We start from the raw sequence: 17169 nt of genomic DNA on the forward strand, positions 1-17169 counted from the left end.
AAGTCGTTGCCATGCAGTCGTGGGCATCCGCAGAGGTTCCGGTGCTGCCGGGCCGCGGCCCGGAACTACGGCTGTACGACACCTCCGACCGCCAGGTGCGCCCGGTCGCGCCCGGCTCGACCGCGACCATGTACGTCTGCGGGATCACCCCGTATGACGCGACGCACCTGGGGCACGCGGCCACCTACCTGACGTTCGACCTCATCCACCGCCAGTTGCTCGACCTGGGCCACGCCGTGCACTACGTGCAGAACGTCACCGACGTCGACGACCCGCTGCTGGAACGCGCCGAGCGGGACGGGATCGACTGGCGGGCGCTGGGCGACCGGGAGGTCGCGCTGTTCCGCGAGGACATGGCGGCGCTGCGGGTCCTGCCGCCCCGCGAATACGTCGGGGCCACCGAGGCGATCGCCGAGGTCATCGAGCTCGTCGAGAAGATGCTGGCGTCCGGGGCCGCCTACGTCCTGGACCCCGACGTCGCGGAATACCCGGACGTCTACTTCCGCGCGGACGCGACCCCGCAGTTCGGCTACGAGTCCGGCTACGACCGCGAAACCATGCTGCGGCTGTTCCAGGAGCGGGGCGGTGACCCCGGAAGGCCGGGCAAGTCCGACGAGCTCGACGCCCTGCTGTGGCGGGCCGCGCGCCCGGGCGAGCCCAGCTGGCCGTCGCCGTTCGGCGCCGGGCGGCCCGGCTGGCACGTGGAGTGCGCGGCCATCGCGCTCAGCCGCATCGGCAGCGGCCTGGACATTCAGGGCGGCGGGGCGGACCTGATCTTCCCGCACCACGAATTCACCGCCGCGCACGCCGAATGCGTCCGCGGCGAGCGGCGATTCGCCCGGCACTACGTGCACGCCGGGATGATCGGCTGGGACGGCCACAAGATGTCCAAGAGCCGCGGGAACCTTGTCCTGGTGTCCGAGCTGCGCGCGCAGGGCGTCGAGCCGGCGGCCGTGCGGCTGGGGCTGCTGGCCGGGCATTACCGGGCGGACCGATTCTGGAGCCGGCAGGTGCTCGACGACGCGATCGCCCGGCTGCGGCGCTGGCGCACCGCGACCGCGCTGCCGGCCGGCCCCGACGCCGCGGACGTCATCGCCCGCGTGCGCCGCTACCTGGCCGACGACCTCGACACCCCGAAAGCGATTGCGGCGTTGGACGGCTGGGCCACCGACGCGCTCGAATACGGCGGCCACGACGGCGCGGCGCCGGCGGCGGTGGCCGCGGCGGTCGACGCGCTCCTCGGGGTGTACCTGTAGTCACGGCGCGAGTACCTTGTCGGCCATGACGTCAGTGCAGGACAAAGTTGTTTTCATCACCGGTGGCGCCCGCGGAATCGGGGCCGAGGTGGCCCGCCGGCTGCATGAGCGGGGCGCCCGGCTCGTGCTGACCGATCTCGGTGAGGCCGAGCTGAACGAGCTCGCCGGCGAACTCGGCGACGACCGGGTGCTGACCGTCGTCGCCGACGTGCGCGACCTGCCCGCCATGGAGTCCGCCGCCGCGCAGGCCGTAGACCGATTCGGCGGCATCGACGTCGTGGTGGCCAACGCCGGCATCGCCAGCTACGGGTCGCTGCTGCAGGTCGACCCCGAGGCGTTCAAGCGGGTCCTCGAGGTCGACGTGCTCGGCGTCTTCCACACCGTCCGGGCCGCGTTGCCGGCAATCATCGACCGTCGGGGCTACGTGCTGGTCGTGTCGTCGCTGGCGGCGTACGCGGCGGCCCCGGGGCTGGGGCCGTACAACGCATCCAAGGCCGCGGTCGAGATCCTCGCGAACTCGCTGCGGCTGGAGGTGGCCCACCGCGGCGTCAGTGTCGGCTCGGCGCACATGTCGTGGATCGACACCGCGCTCGTCCGCGACACCAAGAGCGACCTGCCCTCGTTCGCCGAACTGCTGACCAAGCTGCCCTGGCCGTTGAGCACCACCACCACGGTCGACGCCTGCGCCGACGCGTTCGTCAAGGGAATCGAGGGCCGCGCGCGTCGCGTCTACTCGCCGGGCTGGGTGGGTCTCTTCCGGTGGCTCAAGCCCCTGCTGTCCACCCCGATCGGCGAATTCCCGGTCCTGCGGCACGCCGCCGAGCTGGTGCCCCGAATGGACGCCGAAGTCGCCGCGCTGGGCCGCTGCACCAGCGCATACACCCAATCGCTGGGCCGCCCGGCGGGCTGACCGGCCGGGGTCTTACAGCCCGAAACCGGGCCGCCGGCGGCGCAGGTAGCGCTCGAACTCGGCGGCCAGCGCGTCGCCGTCGATCTTGCCCAGCGCCTCGTTCACGTCCAACTCGGCGTCGCCGCGCTGCTCCAGCGATGTCACGTACTCGGCCAGGTCCTCGTCCTCGCCGGCCATCTCGGTGATCGTCTGCTCCCACTCCTCGGCCTGGGCCGGCAGATCAGCCAGCGGGACCTCGACGTCGAGCACGTCCTCGACCCGGCGCAGCAGGGCGACCGTCGCCTTGGGGTTCGGCGGGTGCGACACGTAGTGCGGCACCGCGGCCCAGAACGTCACCGCCGGGATCCCGGCCGCCACGCAGGCGTCCTGGAACACCCCGGCGATGCCGGTCGGGCCCTCGTAGCGGGTTTCCTGCAGGCCGAAGCGCTTGGCGGACTCGGGGGAGTACGCCGCGCCCGACACCGGCACCGGCCGGGTGTGCGGGGTGTCCGCGAGCAGGGCCCCGAGGATCACGACGGTGTCGGCGTTGAGCTTGTCGGCGATCGCCACCAACTCCGCGCAGAACGTCCGCCAGCGCATGTTGGGCTCGACCCCGTGCATCAGCACCACGTCGCGGTCGCTGCCCGGGGGCCGGCAGTGCGAAATCCGCATCGCCGGCCACACCAGCTCCCGCGTCACCCCGTCGACCTGGCGGATCACCGGGCGGTTGACCTGGTAGTCGTAATACGCCTCGTCGTCGATCTCGACGATCGGGTCGGCTTCCCAGATCGCCTCGAGGTGTTCGAGCGCGTCGCTGGCCGCGTCGCCGGCGTCGTTCCAGCCCTCGAACGCCGCCACGACGATGGTGTTGTGCAATTCGGGCAGCGCGGCTTTTCCAAAGAGGGGGCCATCGGGGCGGGTCACAGAATCAGCGTACGGCTTCGCGCCAGCCCTTCGTGGTGCAGCTGTCAGACCCCCGCAAGCCGCTGGGCGGATTCCATAGGACCACTATCCTTGTGGGGTGACCGCCGCGACCGAACACCGCCACGACACGGACATTCTCCACAGCCCGGCGCCTCGGGTGGTGGTCGGTCGCGACGAAATACGTCCGGGTGCGAACTGGTTAACCTTGGTAACGACTACATCGCCGACGAGATCCGCGAACCATGCGCTCGAGGGCACCGCGAGCGCCAAGCGGGTCGAGTCGACTTGGGCGTCCACACGTCGGGTGACGCCGTAGACTTTTCACCGTCGAGAGGCGTTGCAACGGTTATCGGGGGGGACCGGTCCCCATCGGTATCCGCCACGCTCGGCAGAGTCAAGGACGCCTTCCGTAACGGAAGGAACGCGCGTGAGCTCCGCTGAGACCAACTTCGCACCGAACATCCGCCCCGACTGCACCGACGAACTGACGGCTGAGCTGCGCCGCCGGATCATGGTGATCGACGGCGCGATGGGCACGGCGATCCAGCGGGACCGCCCGGACGAGGCCGGCTACCGCGGCGACCGGTTCACGGAGTGGCCGACCGCGCTGCAGGGCAACAACGACCTGCTCACCCTGACGCAGCCGCAGATCATCGAGGGGATCCACCGCGAGTACCTCGAGGCGGGCGCCGACATCGTCGAGACCAACACGTTCAACTCGAACGCGATCTCGCTCTCCGACTACGACATGGCGGACCTGAGCTACGAGCTGAACCACGCCGGCGCCGCCCTGGCCCGCAAGGCGGCGGACGAATACAGCACCCCCGAGAAGCCCCGCTACGTCGCCGGCGCGATCGGGCCGACGACGCGGACCGCGTCGATCTCGCCGGACGTCAACGACCCGGGGGCCCGCAACGTCTCCTACGACCAGCTGGTCGCCGCCTACCTGGAAGCCGCCAACGGCCTGGTCGACGGTGGTGCCGACCTCCTCATCGTCGAGACGATCTTCGACTCGCTGAACGCCAAGGCGGCGGTGTTCGCCATCGAGACGCTGTTCGAGGAGCGCGGGCGCCGCTGGCCGGTGATCATCTCGGGCACCATCACCGACGCGTCCGGGCGGACGTTGTCCGGTCAGGTCACCGAAGCGTTCTGGAACTCGATCAGGCACGCCAGGCCGCTCGCGGTGGGCCTCAACTGCGCCCTGGGCGCGCCGGAGATGAGGCCGTACATCGCCGAGATGTCCCGGATCGCGGACACCTTCGTCTCCTGCTACCCGAACGCCGGCCTGCCCAACGCCTTCGGCGAATACGACGAGTCCCCCGAGCGCCAGGCGAGCTACATCGCCGATTTCGCCGAGGCCGGCCTGGTCAACCTGGTCGGCGGGTGTTGCGGGACGGCCCCGCCGCACATCGCCGAGATCGCCAAGGTCGTCGAGGGCAGGCCGCCGCGCGAGGTGCCGGAGATCCCGGTGGCCACCCGGCTCGCCGGCCTGGAGCCGCTCAACATCACCGACGACTCCCTGTTCGTGAACATCGGTGAGCGCACCAACATCACCGGCTCCGCCCGGTTCCGCAACCTGATCAAGGCCGAGGACTACGACAGCGCGCTGTCGGTCGCCCTGCAGCAGGTCGAGGTCGGCGCGCAGGTCATCGACATCAACATGGACGAGGGCATGATCGACGGCGTCGCCGCGATGGACCGGTTCACCAAGCTGGTCGCGGCCGAGCCCGACATCAGCCGCGTCCCGGTGATGATCGACTCCTCCAAGTGGGAGGTCATCGAGGCGGGCCTGAAGAACGTGCAGGGCAAGCCGATCGTCAACTCGATCTCCATGAAGGAGGGCGAGGAGAAGTTCGTCCGCGAGGCACGGCTGTGCCGCAAGTACGGCGCCGCCGTCGTCGTGATGGCCTTCGACGAGCAAGGGCAGGCCGACAACCTGGAGCGCCGCAAGGAGATCTGCGCTCGCGCCTACCGGATCCTGACCGAAGAGGTCGGCTTCCCGCCCGAGGACATCATCTTCGACCCGAACTGCTTCGCGCTGGCGACCGGGATCGAGGAGCACGCGACCTACGGGATCGACTTCATCGAGGCCTGCGCCTGGATCAAAGAGAACCTGCCCGCGGTGCACATCTCCGGCGGAATCTCGAACGTGTCGTTCTCGTTCCGGGGCAACAACCCGGTCCGCGAGGCGATCCACGCGGTGTTCCTCTACCACGCCATCAAGGCCGGCCTGGACATGGGCATCGTCAACGCCGGTGCGCTGGTGCCCTACGACTCGATCGATCCCGAGCTGCGGGAACGCATCGAGGACGTCGTGCTGAACCGTCGCGCGGACGCGGCCGAGAGACTGCTGGAGATCGCCGAACGGTTCAACAGCTCGGAGAAGACCGAAGACCCGAAGGCGGCCGAGTGGCGCAGCCTGCCGGTCCGCGAACGGATCACGCACGCGCTGGTCAAGGGCATCGACGCCCACGTCGACGCCGACACCGAGGAGTTGCGGGCCGAGATCGCCGAAGCGGGTGGCCGCCCGATCGAGGTGATCGAGGGCCCGCTGATGGACGGCATGAACGTCGTCGGTGATCTCTTCGGCTCGGGCAAGATGTTCCTGCCGCAGGTCGTGAAGTCGGCCCGGGTGATGAAGAAGGCCGTCGCGTACCTGCTGCCCTACATCGAGGCGGAGAAGGAACAGCCCCTGCCCGGCGAGGCTGCGAAGAAAGACACCAACGGCACCATCATCATGGCGACCGTCAAGGGCGACGTGCACGACATCGGCAAGAACATCGTCGGGGTCGTCCTGCAGTGCAACAACTTTGAAGTGATCGACCTCGGTGTGATGGTGCCCGCCCAGAAGATTCTCGACGCGGCGAAGGAGCACGACGCCGACATCATCGGGCTGTCCGGCCTGATCACCCCGTCCCTGGACGAGATGGTCAACTTCGCCGCCGAGATGGAACGCGAGGGGCTTGCGATCCCGCTGCTGATCGGTGGCGCCACCACCTCGCGCGCCCACACGGCCGTGAAGGTGGCACCGCGCCGCAGCGGTCCGGTCGTCTGGGTCAAGGACGCGTCGCGCTCGGTGCCGGTCGCCGCCGCGCTGCTCGACGACAAGCAGCGGCCGGCCCTGCTGGAGGCCACCGAGAAGGACTACGCGTCGCTGCGGGAACGGCACTCGCAGAAGAACGAGCGACCGATGCTGACCCTGGAAAAGGCCCGCGCGAACCGGACGCCGGTCGAGTGGGAGGGTTACACGCCGCCGGTGCCGGCGATAGGTGCGGCAATACGGGAATTTCAGGACTACGACCTCGCGGAGCTGCGCGAGTACATCGACTGGCAGCCCTTCTTCAACGCCTGGGAGATGAAGGGCCGCTTTCCCGACATCCTCAACAACCCGGCCTCGGGCGAGGCCGCCCGCAAGCTGTACGAGGACGCTCAGGAGATGCTGGACACCCTGATCAAGGAGAAGTGGCTGACCGCCAACGGCGTGATCGGGTTCTTCCCGGCGAACGCGGTCGGTGACGACATCGAGGTCTACACCGACGACACCCGCACCGAGGTGCTGACCACGCTGCACAACCTGCGCCAGCAGGGCGAGCATCGCGACGGCATCCCGAACCGGTGCCTCGGCGACTACATCGCGCCCAAAGAAACGGGTCTCCGGGACTACATCGGCGCCTTCGCCGTCACCGCCGGGCTCGGGTGCCAGGAAAAGATCGCGGAGTTCAAGGCGGACCATGACGACTACAGCGCGATCCTGCTGGAGTCGCTCGCCGACCGGCTGGCGGAGGCATTCGCCGAGCGCATGCACCAGCGGGTCCGCAAGGAGTTCTGGGGATTCCAGCCCGACGAGCAGCTGGACAACGAGGCGCTGATCGGCGAGAAGTACCGGGGAATCCGTCCCGCCCCCGGATACCCGGCCTGCCCCGAGCACACCGAGAAGGCGACGCTCTGGAAGTTGCTCGACGTCAAGGAGCGCACCGGCATCGAGCTGACCGAGTCGATGGCGATGTGGCCCGGTGCCGCCGTCAGCGGCTGGTATTACTCGCACCCCCAATCGCAGTACTTCGTGATCGGCCGGATGGCCCAGGACCAGGTCGCCGACTACGCCCGGCGCAAAGGCTGGACCCTGGCCGAAGCCGAGCGCTGGCTCGCCCCCAACCTCGGCTACAACCCGGAGGACTGAGCCCCCGTTCCTCCGGCCCGGCGGTGCGGCGGAAACCGCCGTGACTTTGCTTGTCACCACATGGAACAATCGCTCGCCGTGAAGACCTTCGAGGATCTGTTCGCCGAACTCGGCGAGCGTGCCCGCACCCGGCCCGCCGGCAGCGCGACGGTCGCCGCGCTGGACGGCGGCGTACACGGGCTGGGCAAGAAGGTCCTGGAGGAGGCCGGCGAGGTGTGGCTGGCCGCAGAGCACGAGCCCGACGAGGCCCTGGCCGAGGAGATCAGCCAGTTGCTGTACTGGACGCAGGTGCTGATGATCGCGCGCGGGCTGTCCCTCGACGACGTCTACCGGAAGCTCTGAGCATGTTGCGGGTCGCGGTACCCAACAAGGGCGCGCTGAGCGAGCCGGCCACCGAGATCCTCGCGGAGGCGGGCTACCGGCGCCGCACCGACCCCAAGGACCTGACGGTCATCGACCCCGTCAACCAGGTGGAGTTCTTCTTTCTGCGGCCCAAAGACATTGCCATCTATGTGGGTTCGGGAGAGCTCGACTTCGGCATCACCGGCCGCGACCTGGTGCTGGACTCCAGCGCGCCGGTGCGCGAGCGCCTCGCCCTGGGTTTCGGCTCGTCGAGTTTCCGCTACGCCGGCCCGGCCGACCGGCATTGGACGACGGCCGACCTGGCCGGGAAACGCATCGCCACGGCCTACCCCAATCTGGTGCGAAAAGACTTGGCGCAACGGGGGATCGGGGCGACGGTGATCAGGCTCGACGGCGCCGTGGAGATCTCGGTGCAACTTGGGGTGGCGGACGCCATCGCCGACGTGGTGGGGTCGGGACGCACGCTGAGTTTGCACGACCTGGTGGCGTTCGGCGACCCGCTGTGTGATTCGGAGGCGGTGCTGATCGAGCGCGTCGATCACGAGGCCGGCGCGGCGGGCGATCAGCTGGTGGCCCGCGTGCAGGGCGTCGTCTTCGGCCAGCAGTACCTGATGCTCGATTACGACTGTCCCCGCGCGGTACTGGACAAGGCGACCTCGATCACGCCGGGGCTGGAGTCGCCGACCATCGCCCCGCTCGCCGACCCGGACTGGGTCGCGATCCGCGCGCTGGTGCCCCGCCGCGGCGTCAACGAGATCATGGACGAGCTGGCCGCCATCGGCGCCAAGGCGATCCTGGCGTCCGACATCAGGTTCTGCCGGTTCTGATCGACCGGCGCGTTGCGGGCGCCGTTGTGTTAGCGTCCGCTAGGGCAAGGCCGCCGACGGGCCGGACCCGAGTCACGTCGCCGGGCCTTCATCCCCCAAGGAGGGCCTCGTGACGCATGCGCTAGTTCTGTTGATGGCGTTGCTGATTGGTGTCGTTGCCGGGCTGCGGTCGCTGACGGCTCCCACGGTCGTCGCGTGGGCCGCCTGGCTGGGCTGGATCAACCTGCACGGCACCTGGGCGTCGTGGGTGGGCAACATCATCACGGCGCTGATTCTCACGGTCCTCGCGATCGGTGAGCTCGTCATGGACAAACGGCCGACGACGCCGCCACGCACCGCGGGCCCGTCGTTCACCGCTCGGATGGTGCTGGGCGCGTTCGCGGCCGCGGCGCTCGGTGCGGCGTGGCACTACACGTTCAGCTCGCTGGGCGCCGGCGTGATCGGGGCCGTGATCGGCACGCTGGGCGGCTATCACGCCCGCCGGCGGCTGGTCGCGGCGCGCGGCGGGCACGACCTGCCGGTCGCCCTCGTCGAGGACGCGATCGCCATCCTGGGCGGCTTCGCGATCCTCGCCGCGACGGCCAGCCTGTGACAGAGCATTTCGACGCGATCGTCGTCGGTGCGGGTCAGGCCGGACCCCCGCTCGCGGGCCGGCTGACGGCGGCCGGACAGCGCGTCGCGGTGGTCGAACGCAAGCTCATCGGCGGCACCTGCGTCAACAACGGATGCATCCCCACCAAGACCCTGGTGGCCAGCGCCCACGCCGCGCACCTGGCGCGCCGCGGCGCCGAATACGGGGTCGGGACCGGATCGGTCAGCGTGGACATGGCGAAAGTGAAGGCGCGCAAGGACGGCATCATGCTCGCCGACCGGGAGGGCGTGGAGGGCTGGCTGGACGGCATGGAGGGCTGCACCGTCTTTCGCGGCCACGCCCGCTTCGAGGACCCCCACACGCTGCGGGTCGGCCCCGACCTGCTGAAGGCCGACCGGATCTTCCTCAACGTCGGCGGCCGCGCGGTGGTGCCGGACATCCCGGGACTGTCGGACGTGGAGTTCCTCGCCAACGTGTCGATACTCGAATTGGACACGCTGCCGCAGCATCTCGTCATCGTCGGCGGCAGCTACATCGCGTTGGAGTTCGCGCAGATGTACCGGCGCTTCGGGGCCCGCGTGACCGTCGTCGAGAGGGGCTCACGGCTGGCGTCGCGCGAGGACGACGACGTTTCGGCCACCATCCGGGAGATCCTCGAGGCCGAAGGCATCGACGTCGTGCTCGGGGCCGACGGCGTGCGGGTCGCCAAGCGCGACAAGGGTTTCGAGGGCTTCGAGGGCTTCGAGCTCACGCCCGCCGACGGTGCCGACCCGGTCCGGGGCAGCCACCTGCTGCTGGCGGTGGGGCGCCGGCCCAACACCGACGACCTGGGCCTGGATGCCGCCGGTGTGCAGACCGACGCCCGCGGCTACATCGTGGTCGACGACCAGCTGAAGACCAACGTCGACCACATCTGGGCGATGGGCGACTGCAACGGTCGCGGCGCGTTCACCCACACCTCCTACAACGACTTCGAGATCGTCGCCGCCAACCTGCTCGACGACGATCCGCGCCGCGTGAGCGACCGCATCACCACCTACGCCCTCTACATCGACCCGCCGCTGGGGCGCGCCGGAATGACCGTCGCTCAGGTCCGCGCGTCGGGCCGCAGGGCGCTGGTCGGAAAGCGGCCGATGACCCGCGTGGGGCGGGCGGTGGAAAAGGGTGAGACGCAAGGGTTTATGAAGGTCGTCGTCGACGCCGACACCCACGAGATCCTGGGCGCCGCCATCCTGGGAGTCGGCGGCGACGAGGCGATCCACGCGATCCTGGACGTGATGTCGGCCAAGGCGCCCTACACCACGTTGGCGCGCACCATGCACATTCACCCGACGGTCAGCGAGCTCATCCCGACCGTGCTGCAGGAGATGTCGCCGCTGTCGGACTAGCGGCCGTTCGATCAGGCGGCGGGCTCGGCTGGACGCGAAATGTCTTGCGCCAGGCCGTGATCCGGCCATCCCGGGTAGGGCGGCGGGGTGCCGCCGAACAGCGGGCAGTGCTGCTGGTGCGGGCACCAGTCGCACAGCCGGGACTGGCTGGGGCGAAAGTCGCCCGTCTGGCCCGCCGATTGGATGGCGCGCCAGATGGCCATCAGCGTCTTCTCGAACCGCAGCAACTCGTCCGGCTCGGGGGAGTAGTCCAGCACCTGGCCGTCGGCCAGATAGATCAGCCGCAGCCGCGCCGGCGGCACGCCGCGGGAGCGCAGCAACGCCACGGCGTAGAACTTCATCTGGAACATCGCCTTGAATTCGGCCAGCGCGCGGGCGGCGGGCGGCGCCTTGCCGGTCTTGTAGTCGACGACCCGCACGGCGCCGGTGGCGGCGACGTCGATGCGGTCGATGAATCCCCGCAGCAGCGTGCCGTCGGAGAGTTCGACCTCCACGCGCTGTTCGCAGCTCTGCGGGTCGAATCGGGTCGGGTCTTCGAGCCGATAGTAACCGGACAGCAGCGCGCGCGCCTCATCCAGCAACCGGTCGCGGTGTTCGGGTTCCAGGGCGTCGGCCAGCTCGGGCTCGGCCGCGACCAGCTTGTCCCACGCGGGCGCCACGAGGGACGTCGCCGTGTCGCATCCGCGCAGCGCGGCCGGCAGGCTGTAGAGCTGCTCCAGCGCGGCGTGCACCACCGACCCGCGCAGCTGCGCCGCCGACGGGGCCTCCGGCAACCGGTCGATCGCCCGGAACCGATAGAGCAGGGGGCACTGCTTGAAATCCGCCGCCCGCGACGGGGACAGGGCCGGTTTCGCGGCCGGCCGCGGTGTGCGTGGCGCCGGCAGCTCGGTCATGAACCGCAGCCTAGGCCCGGGTGCCGACAACCCCGGGCAGCCGTCGCGGCGAGTCGGCTGGCACGCTGGACGCCGTGTCCGAAACCGGCCCGTTCGTCCCGGGGGAACGCGTCCAGCTCACGGACGCCAAGGGCCGGCATTACACGATGGTGCTGACGTCGGGCGCCGAGTTTCACACCCATCGCGGTTCGATCGCACACGATGCCTTGATCGGGTTGGAGCAGGGCAGCGTCGTCAAGTCGAGCAACGGCGCGCTGTTTCTGGTGCTGCGACCGCTGCTCGTCGACTATGTGATGTCGATGCCGCGCGGGCCTCAGGTCATCTACCCCAAGGACGCCGCGCAGATCGTGCACGAGGGCGATATCTTTCCGGGCGCGCGGGTGCTGGAGGCCGGCGCCGGTTCGGGCGCGATGACCCTCTCGCTGCTGCGCGCGGTCGGGTCCGGGGGCCGGGTGGTCTCCTACGAGGAGCGCGCCGACCACGCCGAGCACGCCCGCCGCAACGTCTCGGTGTTCTTCGGCGGCCCGCCCGAGAACTGGCGCCTGATCGTCGGTGACGTCTCGGACTCCGAGCTGCCCGACGGCTCCTTCGACCGGGCGGTGCTGGACATGCTGTCGCCGTGGGAGGTGCTCGACGCGGTGGCGCGACTGCTGGTGGCCGGTGGGGTGCTGATGATCTACGTGGCCACCGTCACCCAGCTGTCGCGGGTGGTCGAGGCGCTGCGGGCGCAGCAGTGCTGGACCGAGCCGCGGTCGTGGGAAACGATGCAGCGCGGCTGGAACGTCGTCGGCCTGGCCGTGCGCCCGCAGCATTCGATGCGCGGGCACACCGCCTTCCTGGTGTTCACGCGACGGCTCGCACCCGGGGCCGTGGCGCCCGCGCCGCTGGGGCGCAAGCGCGTCGGGCGCGATGGATAGGAACGGGCGCCCCGCCGGTCGTCGGCTCGTCATCGCCAGTGAATCCTCGGCGGCGACACGCCGACGGGGCTCGCCGCCACGTCACGCTCGACGCCGTCGGTTCACCCGCGATCAGTCGAGGTCGTCGCTGCGCAGCAGCGAGCGTCGCACCGAGAGCAACTCGAACTCGGGATGGGCGGCCACCAGGCGTTCGGCCGCGTCGAGCACGTCGACCGCGTGGCCGCGGTCACCGGAAACCAGCGACACGCCGATGCCCGCCCGCCGGTAGAGCTCGTGGGAACCCGTCTCGGCCGCCGACACGCTGAACTTGCGCTGCAACTCGGCGACCACCGGCCGGATCACCGATCGCTTCTGCTTGAGCGAGCGAACGTCGCCCAGCAACACGTCGAATTCGAGCCAGCCGATCCACATGCCGCGGCTCAACGTGGGGGCGTCGGGGCGGGCGCTGCGGGCGGGCCCGAGCCGGGTGCCTTACCGAGGGCCAGCAGCATCTCGGCGGTCCGCCGCGACAATTGCCAGCCGCCCTGGAACGGCGTGAACTCCATCGGGAACGTGAAGTTCGGGTTGCTGGGCTGAGCCGTGTTGACGGTGATGGTGGCCATCACGTGCGAGGGGTTCTTGTCCGACCAGGCGATGTTGTTCGCGGCGAACGTCATCGGCAGGTAACCGTTGTCGCGCAGCGCGTTGATGAACTTGTCGAAGGCGCCGGCGCTGTCGGGGGTGGCGCCCTCGACCAGGTTCACCTTGTCGGCGCCCGGGACGTTCGGGTCGGCCAGCCGGGTCAGCACCGCGTTGAGCGCTTCGGGGCCGGGGAGTGGACTTGTCGGCGGGGCGGCGACGGGAATCGAGGAGGCCGGCGGCGCCTGGGCGGCGGGCGACGACGCGATCTTGGGCTGATTCGACGAACACGCCGAGAGCCCCACCGCCAGAACGGCGGCGGCGACGAGCGGTGCGGGGGGCCGTCGGCGCATCCGATTTCGGCCCGGTTACGCGCGGGTTATCGAAGCGGTCGGGCCAACGGGTGCAATCGAAGTCACATCCCTGTTCGGCGCTCCAACGGCGGCGGAGTGGGCGGCGCAGGCGGCAAGGCGTTTTGCAGTCACAATCGTCTCCGACGGCCCTTTCGCTCAACCCGATTCATCGGCGAATTTACCAGCGTGACGAAAGTCTTAACTTTTCGTGGGTATTTGACTGCGCACATCAACCCCCAATCGCCGGTAGCTTTGAAGTATCGCCGCACCATTGGGTGCGGGAAAGGAGCGCAATATGGGTGGCTCAGAGCGTTCTGAAGCATTCGGTACCCCTGGTGAGTCCGACATGTCCAGCGGCGATGCTGCCGAATTGGAGCAATTACGGCGCGAAGCGGCGCTGCTGCGCGAGCAACTGGAGCACGCGGCGGGGTCGCCGGGCAGCGCGCGTTCCGCCCGCGATGTGCACCAGCTGGAAGCCCGCATCGACTCGCTTGCGGCGCGCAACTCCAAGCTGATGGAAACCCTCAAGGAGGCCCGGCAGCAGTTGCTGGCCCTCCGGGAAGAGGTCGACCGCCTCGGGCAACCGCCCAGCGGTTACGGGGTCCTGCTGGGCGCCCACGACGACGACACCGTCGACGTGTTCACCTCTGGCCGCAAGATGCGCTTGACCTGCTCGCCGAACATCGACGTCTCCTCCTTGCGCAAAGGGCAGACGGTCCGGCTCAACGAGGCCCTCACCGTGGTCGAGGCAGGCACCTACGAATCGGTGGGCGAGATCTCCACTCTGCGTGAGGTGCTCAACGACGGCCACCGCGCGTTGGTCGTCGGCCACGCCGACGAGGAGCGCATCGTTTGGCTGGCCGAGCCGCTGGTCGCCGAGGACCTGCCGGACGGCGTTCCCGACGCCCTCAACGACGACACCAAGCCGCGCAAGCTGCGCCCGGGTGACTCCCTGCTGGTCGACACCAAGGCCGGCTACGCCTTCGAGCGCATCCCCAAGGCCGAGGTCGAAGACCTGGTCCTGGAGGAGGTGCCGGACGTCAGTTACCAGGACATCGGCGGGCTGACCCGCCAGATCGAGCAGATTCGCGACGCCGTGGAGCTGCCGTTCCTGCACAAGGAGCTCTACCGCGAGTACGCGCTGCGCCCGCCCAAGGGTGTGTTGCTCTACGGCCCCCCCGGCTGTGGCAAGACGCTGATCGCCAAGGCGGTGGCCAACTCGCTGGCCAAGAAGATGGCCGAGGTGCGCGGCGACGACGCCCGCGAGGCCAAGTCCTACTTCCTCAACATCAAGGGCCCCGAGCTGCTCAACAAGTTCGTCGGGGAGACCGAGCGCCACATCCGGCTGATCTTCCAGCGCGCCCGCGAAAAGGCGTCCGAAGGCACACCGGTGATCGTGTTCTTCGACGAGATGGACTCGATCTTCCGCACCCGCGGCACCGGCGTCTCCTCGGACGTCGAGACCACGGTCGTCCCGCAGCTGCTGAGCGAGATCGACGGCGTCGAGGGGCTGGAGAACGTCATCGTGATCGGCGCCTCCAACCGTGAGGACATGATCGACCCCGCGATCCTGCGGCCCGGGCGACTCGACGTCAAAATCAAGATCGAGCGGCCGGACGCCGAAGCGGCGCAAGACATCTTCTCGAAGTACCTCGTCGAGACCCTGCCGCTGCACGCCGACGACCTCGCCGAGTTCGGCGGGGACCGCACCGTCTGCATCAAGGCGATGATCGAGAAGGTCGTCGAGCGGATGTACGCCGAGATCGACGACAACCGGTTCCTGGAGGTCACCTACGCCAACGGTGACAAGGAAGTCATGTACTTCAAGGACTTCAACTCCGGGGCGATGATCCAGAACGTCGTCGACCGGGCGAAGAAGAACGCGATCAAGTCGGTGCTGGAGACCGGGCAGCCCGGTCTGCGCATCCAGCACCTGCTCGACTCGATCGTCGACGAGTTCGCCGAGAACGAGGACCTGCCCAACACCACCAATCCCGATGACTGGGCGCGGATTTCGGGCAAGAAGGGCGAGCGGATCGTCTACATCCGCACCCTGGTCACCGGCAAGTCGTCGAGCGCATCGCGCGCGATCGACACCGAGTCCAACCTGGGTCAGTACCTGTAGCCGTTTGCGCACCCGTGCGACTAGCGTCGCACGGGTGCGGCTTGCGTTTGGTCCCGGCGAAGACGACGCGTTTTGCACCGTTCGCGATGCGCTGCTCGACGAGCTGGGCGGGTGGCTGGATCGGCCCGCGGCCGAGCGGGCCGCTGTCGTCAACGACGTCAAGATCTTCCTGGGTTGGCGGTATCACCATTCCAGCGGTGTGCTGGACGAATTCGGCCCCGGTGACGTCACGGAGTTCCTGCTGGAGTGGTGCCCGCGCCGCTATGCCGGGCACCCCGACGGCGCGGCGTACCTCTGCGGCGCGGTCGGTGTCTACGTGGATTTCATGGCGGCCACGGGTCGGCTGGTCGGTGGCGTCGAGCGCGCTGACCGGCTGAAGCGGCTGGCGGCCGACCTCGCGCCGACCGTGCGCGCCGAGATGTGCAATCCGACGCCGCCGGTGGAGGACGCGTTCGAGCCCGGGGACGAGGACCTCTCGTCGGAGCCACCCGAGTTGCCGTTCGTCTACGTCCCGCCGCCGCCGGCCGACGTGGAGTCGTCGGCCGCCGCCGCGCCGTTACTGGCCAAGCTCGAGGCCCTGCGCGACTACCTGGGACCCGACGGCAGGCAGCTGACGGACAAGGGAAACCTGAAGTTGGCCGACGGCCGCGCGCTGGTCGATCTGCTCGACACCGGCGACGAGATGGACACCCGGATCGGCGACAAGACCTTACGCACGCACACCACGGCGAACTTGCCGTGGCTGAACTTCCTGCTCGACCTCGCCAAGCAGGCCGGCGCCGTCCGGGTGCATCAGCGTCGCTTGGTTCGGGTGAAGGCCTGGGCCGGGCGCTCCGCCGTGCAGCGGGCGGCGGCGCTATTCGCGGCCATCGTCCAACTCGGGCCGTTGGAGACGCTGTACTCCGGGCGGATCTGGTTCCTCGACGAGGTGCACGAGGTGCTCGACGACGGGATCGTGCACTGGCTGGCGCCGCTGCTCGCCGACGCGAACACACAGATCACCTTCGAGTCCGTGCTCGAGTGGGCCCAATCGGTCATAGCCCGCCAGGTGGCGCCGTACGTGCCGGAATCCAGGGATCAACTCGACGACTGGACCCAGCGCTCCATGAGCGACATCTTCGAGATCCTCGAGCAGGCCGGCGTCGTGCGATGGACCGGGCGCACCGAGTTGCCGCACGCGTATGGCCGCAGCGAGTGGACCGGCGGCGCCGTGTCCCTGACCGCCCTCGGCCGCCGGCTCCTGCCGGACTACCTCGACGACGCCGGCTACGCGCTGCGGCGCGTCGACGACATCGCCGACGGCGACGGCCGCGCGCTGATCGAGGCGTTGTTGGCGGTTCCCGACACCCAGCACTCGGCCCTGGTGGCCGCGTGGCGCGGCGGCCGTCCGGAAGGCGAGCGCGTCCAGCTTCTGGCCGAGGCCATCGCGGCCAGCCCCGACGCCGCGGGTCGCATGACCGGTTTTGTCGCGCTGGACTATTTCGACCTGACCGTCGCCGAACCGTGGGTGCGACAACTGCTGGACACCCCGGTCGCCGGCCACGCGGCCCTGTGGCTGATCTCGCACGAACGCGCCGACGCCGCGACCCTGGGCAGCTTCGTCGACGTCGGGGTGCTCGTCGACATGCTCGCCGGCAACGTCGACGACCCGGACGAGCTGTGCAGCGTGTTCGCCGGCATGTCCGAACCGTCGCAGTTACTGGAGAGCATGTGGCGACATCCGGCGCCCGAAACCGCCCAGGTCCTCGACGTGCTCGGCCGTCATCTGTCGGATCGGGCGCTGGCCAAGGAAGCGCGCAAGGCCGCGGTCCGGCACCGCAGTTGGCTGGCCAATCGCGGCTGAA

At 69.3% G+C, this 17169-nt stretch carries 14 protein-coding genes; 10 read left to right on the forward strand and 4 right to left on the reverse strand.

Annotated elements, in window-relative coordinates:
* Window positions 1-11 precede the first annotated feature (11 nt).
* Window positions 12-1256: a cysteine--1-D-myo-inosityl 2-amino-2-deoxy-alpha-D-glucopyranoside ligase gene (gene mshC, locus BN971_RS02125; RefSeq protein WP_085178818.1), complete on the forward strand. Its 1245-nt coding sequence runs from the start codon at window positions 12-14 to the stop codon at window positions 1254-1256.
* A 25-nt stretch (window positions 1257-1281) separates the two neighbouring features.
* Window positions 1282-2166, forward strand: coding sequence for an SDR family oxidoreductase (locus tag BN971_RS02130; protein WP_085178817.1), 885 nt, complete (start codon window positions 1282-1284; stop codon window positions 2164-2166).
* 12 nt (window positions 2167-2178) lie between these two features.
* Here BN971_RS02130 and BN971_RS02135 read toward each other — a convergent pair whose 3' ends face one another.
* Window positions 2179-3069, reverse strand: a complete 891-nt coding sequence (locus tag BN971_RS02135) for a PAC2 family protein (RefSeq protein WP_085178816.1) — start codon at window positions 3067-3069, stop codon at window positions 2179-2181.
* Window positions 3070-3580: 511 nt separating this feature from the next.
* Here BN971_RS02135 and metH point away from each other — a divergent pair.
* From metH to BN971_RS02160, 5 genes are all read left to right on the forward strand, one after another.
* Window positions 3581-7249: a methionine synthase gene (gene metH / locus BN971_RS02140; RefSeq protein WP_245836449.1), complete on the forward strand. Its 3669-nt coding sequence runs from the start codon at window positions 3581-3583 to the stop codon at window positions 7247-7249.
* A gap of 60 nt (window positions 7250-7309) precedes the next feature.
* Entirely contained in the window at window positions 7310-7591 is a 282-nt protein-coding gene (locus BN971_RS02145) for a phosphoribosyl-ATP diphosphatase (RefSeq protein ID WP_085178814.1), read from the forward strand.
* 2 nt (window positions 7592-7593) lie between these two features.
* Window positions 7594-8439 carry an ATP phosphoribosyltransferase gene (hisG, locus tag BN971_RS02150; RefSeq protein ID WP_085178813.1) on the forward strand — a complete coding sequence of 282 codons (846 nt, stop codon included), beginning with the start codon at window positions 7594-7596 and terminating at the stop codon, window positions 8437-8439.
* 109 nt (window positions 8440-8548) lie between these two features.
* A complete protein-coding gene (locus BN971_RS02155; RefSeq protein ID WP_085178812.1) occupies window positions 8549-9031 on the forward strand; it encodes a DUF4126 domain-containing protein in 483 nt (160 codons plus the stop codon).
* A complete protein-coding gene (locus tag BN971_RS02160) occupies window positions 9028-10419 on the forward strand; it encodes an FAD-containing oxidoreductase (protein ID WP_090349755.1) in 1392 nt (463 codons plus the stop codon). The genes BN971_RS02155 and BN971_RS02160 overlap by 4 nt, the downstream gene beginning before the upstream one ends.
* Before the next feature lie 11 nt (window positions 10420-10430).
* On the opposite strand, the gene BN971_RS02165 is transcribed toward BN971_RS02160, so the two are convergent.
* A complete protein-coding gene (locus BN971_RS02165) occupies window positions 10431-11312 on the reverse strand; it encodes a RecB family exonuclease (protein WP_085178810.1) in 882 nt (293 codons plus the stop codon).
* Window positions 11313-11386: 74 nt separating this feature from the next.
* Here BN971_RS02165 and trmI point away from each other — a divergent pair, with 74 nt between their 5' ends.
* Complete coding sequence (trmI, locus tag BN971_RS02170; RefSeq protein WP_085178809.1) at window positions 11387-12229, forward strand: tRNA (adenine(58)-N(1))-methyltransferase TrmI; 843 nt, start codon at window positions 11387-11389, stop codon at window positions 12227-12229.
* Between the two features lie 111 nt (window positions 12230-12340).
* Here trmI and BN971_RS02175 read toward each other — a convergent pair whose 3' ends face one another.
* Window positions 12341-12640, reverse strand: coding sequence for a DUF503 domain-containing protein (locus BN971_RS02175; RefSeq protein WP_085178808.1), 300 nt, complete (start codon window positions 12638-12640; stop codon window positions 12341-12343).
* Window positions 12641-12648: 8 nt separating this feature from the next.
* Window positions 12649-13200: a lipoprotein LppK gene (gene lppK, locus BN971_RS02180; protein WP_085178807.1), complete on the reverse strand. Its 552-nt coding sequence runs from the start codon at window positions 13198-13200 to the stop codon at window positions 12649-12651.
* Window positions 13201-13495: 295 nt separating this feature from the next.
* Between lppK and arc the strand changes: the two genes are divergently transcribed.
* Complete coding sequence (arc, locus tag BN971_RS02185; protein ID WP_085178806.1) at window positions 13496-15325, forward strand: proteasome ATPase; 1830 nt, start codon at window positions 13496-13498, stop codon at window positions 15323-15325.
* Between the two features lie 34 nt (window positions 15326-15359).
* A complete protein-coding gene (locus tag BN971_RS02190; RefSeq protein WP_085178805.1) occupies window positions 15360-17168 on the forward strand; it encodes a hypothetical protein in 1809 nt (602 codons plus the stop codon).
* Window position 17169: the final 1 nt, after the last annotated feature.

The sequence above is a fragment of the Mycobacterium bohemicum DSM 44277 genome, assembly GCF_001053185.1.
Taxonomy (GTDB): Bacteria; Actinomycetota; Actinomycetes; order Mycobacteriales; family Mycobacteriaceae; genus Mycobacterium; species Mycobacterium bohemicum.

What these genes read in the sequence shown, in the direction of transcription:
- mshC (WP_085178818.1), top strand. Translation starts at nt 12, where the DNA reads ATGCAGTCGTGGGCATCCGCAGAGGTTCCGGTGCTGCCGGGCCGCGGC.
- BN971_RS02130 (WP_085178817.1), top strand. Translation starts at nt 1,282, where the DNA reads ATGACGTCAGTGCAGGACAAAGTTGTTTTCATCACCGGTGGCGCCCGC.
- metH (WP_245836449.1), top strand. Translation starts at nt 3,581, where the DNA reads ATGGTGATCGACGGCGCGATGGGCACGGCGATCCAGCGGGACCGCCCG.
- BN971_RS02145 (WP_085178814.1), top strand. Translation starts at nt 7,310, where the DNA reads ATGGAACAATCGCTCGCCGTGAAGACCTTCGAGGATCTGTTCGCCGAA.
- hisG (WP_085178813.1), top strand. Translation starts at nt 7,594, where the DNA reads ATGTTGCGGGTCGCGGTACCCAACAAGGGCGCGCTGAGCGAGCCGGCC.
- BN971_RS02165 (WP_085178810.1), bottom strand. Translation starts at nt 11,312, where the DNA reads ATGACCGAGCTGCCGGCGCCACGCACACCGCGGCCGGCCGCGAAACCG.
- BN971_RS02175 (WP_085178808.1), bottom strand. Translation starts at nt 12,640, where the DNA reads ATGTGGATCGGCTGGCTCGAATTCGACGTGTTGCTGGGCGACGTTCGC.
- lppK (WP_085178807.1), bottom strand. Translation starts at nt 13,200, where the DNA reads ATGCGCCGACGGCCCCCCGCACCGCTCGTCGCCGCCGCCGTTCTGGCG.
- arc (WP_085178806.1), top strand. Translation starts at nt 13,496, where the DNA reads ATGGGTGGCTCAGAGCGTTCTGAAGCATTCGGTACCCCTGGTGAGTCC.